The sequence below is a fragment of the Spirulina sp. CS-785/01 genome (genome assembly GCF_028330525.1).
Lineage (GTDB): Bacteria > Cyanobacteriota > Cyanobacteriia > Cyanobacteriales > Spirulinaceae > JAQMSD01.
This window is the reverse complement of the sequence record NZ_JAQMSD010000109.1, coordinates 1-5,061: the sequence shown is the minus strand read 5'-3', so window position 1 is coordinate 5,061 and position 5,061 is coordinate 1. Positions and strand designations below refer to the sequence as shown.

Here is a 5,061-nt window from a genome sequence, read left to right as displayed (position 1 = left end):
GGGATACCAGAGTAAGTCCCCCGCAACAAAAATATTGGGATCATCGGCAAATAATAACTCTAAATTTTCTTTAATTTTCACAATCCAGCGAAATTGTACTGTATTATCAGCCATGGGTTGTCCATCACTATCGGGATAAATGACTTCGGGTTTCGTTGTTGTATCTTGTACCATCTTTAATTCTCCAAATCAAACTGTTCAAAAAGAGAGGCCAAAATTGTATTAGAAAATAAAAAACCTTCCGGATCAGTTAAAGCAACTCCTTCCCCTAACGTAACCCATCCCCTTTGTTGATAGGGATGTAAGGTTTGTTCAATTTTCGCTTTAATTTTCGGGTCAAATTGCCCTAAAGAAACCCCCTCTTTTAACCGTAATCCTAACATCAAGGTTTCTAATAACTGATCTTGCTGCGTCACTCGCTCCTCTCCTACCTGACATCCCTCCTCAACCCACGCATAATACTCCCGTCTTGTGCGAGGCCGCGTGAAGCGAATCCCTTGGGTATAACTCGCTGCTCCCATACCCAACCCATAATAGGGCTGAGTTTCCCAATACACCCGATTATGGACGCATTGATAGCCCGCTTTGGCATAATTCGACACCTCATAATGCTCAAACCCCGCACCCGTTAAAATCTCCTGAGCAAGACAGTACATTTTAGCCGTCGTCTCATCCTGCGGGAGTGGCGTTTCTCCGCCCTGATAACGCTTGCCAAACACCGTAACCGGTTCCAACACCAAATCGTAGCAAGAGAGGTGTTGTGGGGCGAAAGAGAGGGCTTTCTGTAACGATTCTTCCCACTGCTGTAGGGTTTGCTCCGGTAATCCAGAAATTAAATCAAAACTAAGATTGGTTATCCCCACTTGGCGAATTATCCCGATCGCCTCCAGAATATCTTTAACTTGGTGCGATCGCCCGCAACGGTGCAACAAGTCATCCTGAAACGCTTGCACCCCCAAACTAAGGCGATTTACCCCCAACTGGCAATAAGCACGGATTTGAGCTAACGTGAAAGTCCCTGGGTCAATTTCTAAGGAGATTTCTGCATTTTGAACAATCCCAAACTGTTGCTCTAAATTCGTTAAAATGCGTTCTAACTGCGATGGTGAAAGGAGCGAAGGAGTCCCACCCCCAAAAAACACAGTCTTTAACGGTTTCCCTAAATTGGGTGTGGTGCGGATTTCTCTACCCAGTTGATCAACATACTGCTCCATAGACCCCGATTGCTCTCCTGATGTGCGATCGCCCAATACCGAAATCGGAAAATCACAATAAAAACAACGACGACGACAAAAGGGAATATGCACATAGGCCGACTGAGGAAGATCACAGTCGATTCCCTCATTGTTAGAGAGTATGATCGGAGGGGGTAAACTCATAGCAGTAACCAGTAATTAGTCAACAGTAACCCGTAGAACGCTTGCAGAAAACATCTGTACACAACCCTTGATTCATGGGAATTTCCCTCTCTTGCCCTGTCTGAACCTATCCCAGTAATGCCCTAACTCAAATTTGGCTCTTTCTCCAGAGCTATAACAGGAATGGCCCTCAAAGTTATAATGATCAATAACAAAAACGGTTAATCCTTGGGCGGAATTACCTATACCTGCATTTTATTAAAAAAGAACCATGCTAGATGCCTTCATCATCGGAATTTTCATTATTGCGATCGCCGGAATGGGGTATGGTGCGATCGACCTCGTACCTGCCGATGTCCAAGCACAAGTCACCAACCTTGACGCAGTTCGCTTCATTGTAGCCAGTTTTGGCGCAATTATTGGGTTGGCCTTAGGATTAACCGCCCAAACCGCCTATCGTCGCTTAGAAGCCAATGTCCGCAGCCAACCCATCGAAACAATCTTAACCCGTGCCGTCGGTTGGGTCTTAGGGTTACTCCTCGCTAACCTCATGCTGGCCCCCATCTTCCTCCTCCCCATCCCCCAAGAATTTGCCTTCGTGAAACCCATGATGGCCGTCTTTGCTAGTGTCCTATTCTCCTTCTTAGGGGTGAGTCTTGCCGATACCCACGGACGGACTTTTCTCCGCCTCATTAACCCCAGCAGTGTTGAAACCCTCCTAGTAGCCGAAGGGACCTTAAAACCCGCAGCCACCAAAGTCCTCGATACCAGTTGTATCATTGACGGACGCATCGAAGAACTATTAGGGACCGGGTTTGTGGAAGGCCAAATGATTGTCCCCCAATTTGTTTTACAAGAATTACAACTCCTCGCGGATGCCTCCAACGACCAAAAACGAGTCCGAGGCCGTCGCGGACTCGACATTCTCAACCGGATGCAGGAATCTTATCCTAACCGTATTGTCATCAACTCCGAAGACTACGAGGATATACAAACCGTTGACGCGAAATTAATTCGTTTTGCTCAAGAAATTAATGCTCTTTTACTCACCAACGATTACAACTTGAGTAAAGTGGCCAGTCTGCAAAAAGTCCCCGTCTTAAATGTTAACGACTTAGCCCAAGCCATTCGTCCCATTTACCTACCTGGGGATAGTTTAGAACTAAAAATCCTCAAACCAGGAAAAGAACCAGAACAGGGCGTAGGCTATCTTGAAGATGGCACAATGGTTGTGGTTGAAGAAGGCCGAGAATATATGGGGGATGAAGTCCAAGTGGTGGTAACATCGGCACTACAAACCTCCGCAGGCCGGATGATTTTTGCCAAACCTCAAGCCTCTATGGTGGCCTAAGATGTGAACCCCCTTAACGGTTAGCGTCCTCCGTTACAATGGGGAGATATGCCACAATACGAAGAAATAAGCGATTGGCTTTGTTTATGGTGACACACTTTGATGCTGCAATGTTGATTTATTCCCATTTAGGCGCGTTTCTCCCTGGCTTAGACACCCTCTTTTCCACCCAAGGCATTATGGTGATGTTATTGGTGGCCTATGCGGGAGCCATGTGGATGTTTCTCACCAGCGCACCGAAAGTCCATACTATTATGGTGAGTGACTTAAAAATTGCTCAGGATTTTTATGAAGGATTGCTCAATCTCCCAGTGGCCGATGTTCCCCTTCATTATTATTACAATTATGAGCAAACTATGGGAACTGCCGGGATTGACCCCTTTTATATGGCCGCTGCCCCCTCTATGACCGCCACACCCCCCGCACAGGACACGCAACAGGGACTCTGGTATCAGTTGAAAAAGAATACTCAACTGCACGTTATTTCCGGAGCGAGTTATGGCCGCAAAAATAGCCAACGTCATGTTTGTTTTGATCATGAGTGTTTAGAGGCCATTCTGTTACGGGTGCAGTCTCGTCGGTTACGGTTTAAAGTCCGCAGTAAGCGGCCTTTAAATTTTCTGGTGAAAGATATCGACAACCGAACCATTGAAATGGCAGAAGTTTCCAATTAAGGTGGCGTGAGAGAAGACAAGAGGACAACAATGCCGGAACTGTGGTTAGAAGCGGGGACGCTGTGGGATAAACTGAAAGAGACAACGGAACAGGCCACGCGATCGCAAGCTCTCCATTCCATCCCCACCGACTGGGAAGTCGTCGAAGATGGGGATATCCCCTTTTTAGTTCGCATCTTGTCTTCTTTAGCGCGAAAAGAAAAGGCCAAACAGCAACAAGAAAAAAGCAAAACCCCCAAAAACCCTTTTCTCCCTTACGAAGAAGACTTATTTGTCACAGATATTTCCTCCACCCATCTCTGCTTACTGAATAAATTTAACGTCGTTGCTCATCATCTCCTCATCGTCACACGGGAGTTTGAGGAACAAGAAAATTGGCTCAACTTAGCCGATTTTCAGGCCATGGCGGCCTGTTTACAAGAAATAGACGGGTTAGCCTTTTATAATGCCGGGAAAAATGCCGGGGCCAGTCAACCCCATAAACATTTACAACTGGTTCCCTTCCCCTTAACCCCCCACGGAGCAACCATTCCTCTAGAAACGCTACTCCAAGACACCTACGACACGACTATCCCCCAGTTCCCCTTCCGTCACGCTTTTAAGGCGTTTCCCTCTCCCCCTTCCCCAGAAACCTATTTAGCGGCCTATCAGCAGTTATTACAAGCGGTGGGGTTACTGCATGATAATACCAGTCCCATTAAACAAACGGATGCCTATAATTTACTGGCCACGCGCAACTGGATGTTATTAGTCCCCCGCATTCAAGAGCAATTTGGCCCCATTCAGGTGAACTCCCTAGGGTTTGCGGGAACGTTTTTTGTGAAAAATGAGCAACAGTTGGCTCAACTTAAAGAATATCGTCCCTTTACCATTTTAAAAAATGTGGCTTGCTCTTAGGGGGTGAGAAAACTCACTGAGAGCGCAGTACCACTATCCTGGGGAAATTTCAACACCGGATTCCGTATAACCAAGAACCAACAACAAATAACAAATAACCTGCTAAAATAATAGATTGCGTGTTAAATTGCTCGGATCAGGTTTAAGGAAACGCTGAATCCAGCGACCTGTACGGCATTCAAAGAGGACAAACAACATGGCTTACGCAATTGTAGAAGCAGGGGGAACGCAAATGCGCGTTGAACCCGGTCGGTTTTATGACATTAACCGTCTTCCGGTGGACGAAGAAGGGAATTTCACCCTTGACCGTGTGTTGCTAATCAATAATGATGGGGAAATCCATGTGGGTCAACCTACCATCGAAGGTGCAACGGTCGAAGGGACAGTAATGCGGCATTTTCGCGGTCGTAAAGTGATTGTGTATAAAATGCGTCCCAAGAAGAAAACCCGCAAAAAACGGGGACATCGCCAAGAGTTGAGTCAGTTAATGATTAACTCCATTCGCTTGAATGGTCAAGTCATCGCAGGTGAAGACAGTCCACAGGACACGACAACGACTCAGAGTGAACCTGTTGCTGCGACGACGGAAGAAGAATAATTCAATGACCCCCACCTACTTCGTGAGGTGAGGGAGTGGGGAGAGATAACCTTCCCGTAGCTGCGAATAGAGCCAAGAGCGGTTAATGAGTAAACACTTCCAAATGTTTCTCTAGTTGGGATTATATGTGAGGGGGTGGAATCTCGCCCAACTGGGTTAGTCCAGGACACAGCGTTAACCGTG

5 protein-coding genes and 1 pseudogene are annotated in these 5,061 nt (G+C 46.6%); 4 read left to right on the top strand and 2 right to left on the bottom strand.

Annotation, left to right across the window (positions count from 1 at the left end):
• Nucleotides 1-174, bottom strand: a pseudogene (locus PN462_RS23420) (Uma2 family endonuclease); the annotation flags it as partial.
• A gap of 2 nt (nt 175-176) precedes the next feature.
• Nucleotides 177-1,379, bottom strand: a complete 1,203-nt coding sequence (gene hemW / locus PN462_RS06505) for a radical SAM family heme chaperone HemW (protein WP_272127215.1) — start codon at nt 1,377-1,379, stop codon at nt 177-179.
• Nucleotides 1,380-1,629: 250 nt separating this feature from the next.
• On the opposite strand from hemW, the gene PN462_RS06500 reads away from it, so the two are divergent.
• The 4 genes from PN462_RS06500 (at nt 1,630) to rplU (ending at nt 4,878) form a co-directional block, all read left to right on the top strand.
• Entirely contained in the window at nt 1,630-2,709 is a 1,080-nt protein-coding gene (locus PN462_RS06500; protein ID WP_272127213.1) for a PIN/TRAM domain-containing protein, read from the top strand.
• A gap of 86 nt (nt 2,710-2,795) precedes the next feature.
• On the top strand, nt 2,796-3,383 hold the full coding sequence (locus PN462_RS06495; protein ID WP_272127212.1) for a glyoxalase-like domain protein: 588 nt from the start codon (nt 2,796-2,798) through the stop codon (nt 3,381-3,383).
• A 30-nt stretch (nt 3,384-3,413) separates the two neighbouring features.
• A complete protein-coding gene (locus PN462_RS06490; protein ID WP_272127211.1) occupies nt 3,414-4,280 on the top strand; it encodes an ATP adenylyltransferase family protein in 867 nt (288 codons plus the stop codon).
• A gap of 196 nt (nt 4,281-4,476) precedes the next feature.
• On the top strand, nt 4,477-4,878 hold the full coding sequence (gene rplU / locus PN462_RS06485; RefSeq protein WP_272127210.1) for a 50S ribosomal protein L21: 402 nt from the start codon (nt 4,477-4,479) through the stop codon (nt 4,876-4,878).
• The last annotated feature ends 183 nt before the right edge of the window (nt 4,879-5,061 follow it).

Excerpts from the sequence above, each read along its gene's own strand:
- rplU (WP_272127210.1), top strand. The coding sequence starts at position 4,477 with ATGGCTTACGCAATTGTAGAAGCAGGGGGAACGCAAATGCGCGTTGAA.
- PN462_RS06500 (WP_272127213.1), top strand. The coding sequence starts at position 1,630 with ATGCTAGATGCCTTCATCATCGGAATTTTCATTATTGCGATCGCCGGA.
- PN462_RS06495 (WP_272127212.1), top strand. The coding sequence starts at position 2,796 with ATGGTGACACACTTTGATGCTGCAATGTTGATTTATTCCCATTTAGGC.
- PN462_RS06490 (WP_272127211.1), top strand. The coding sequence starts at position 3,414 with ATGCCGGAACTGTGGTTAGAAGCGGGGACGCTGTGGGATAAACTGAAA.
- hemW (WP_272127215.1), bottom strand. The coding sequence starts at position 1,379 with ATGAGTTTACCCCCTCCGATCATACTCTCTAACAATGAGGGAATCGAC.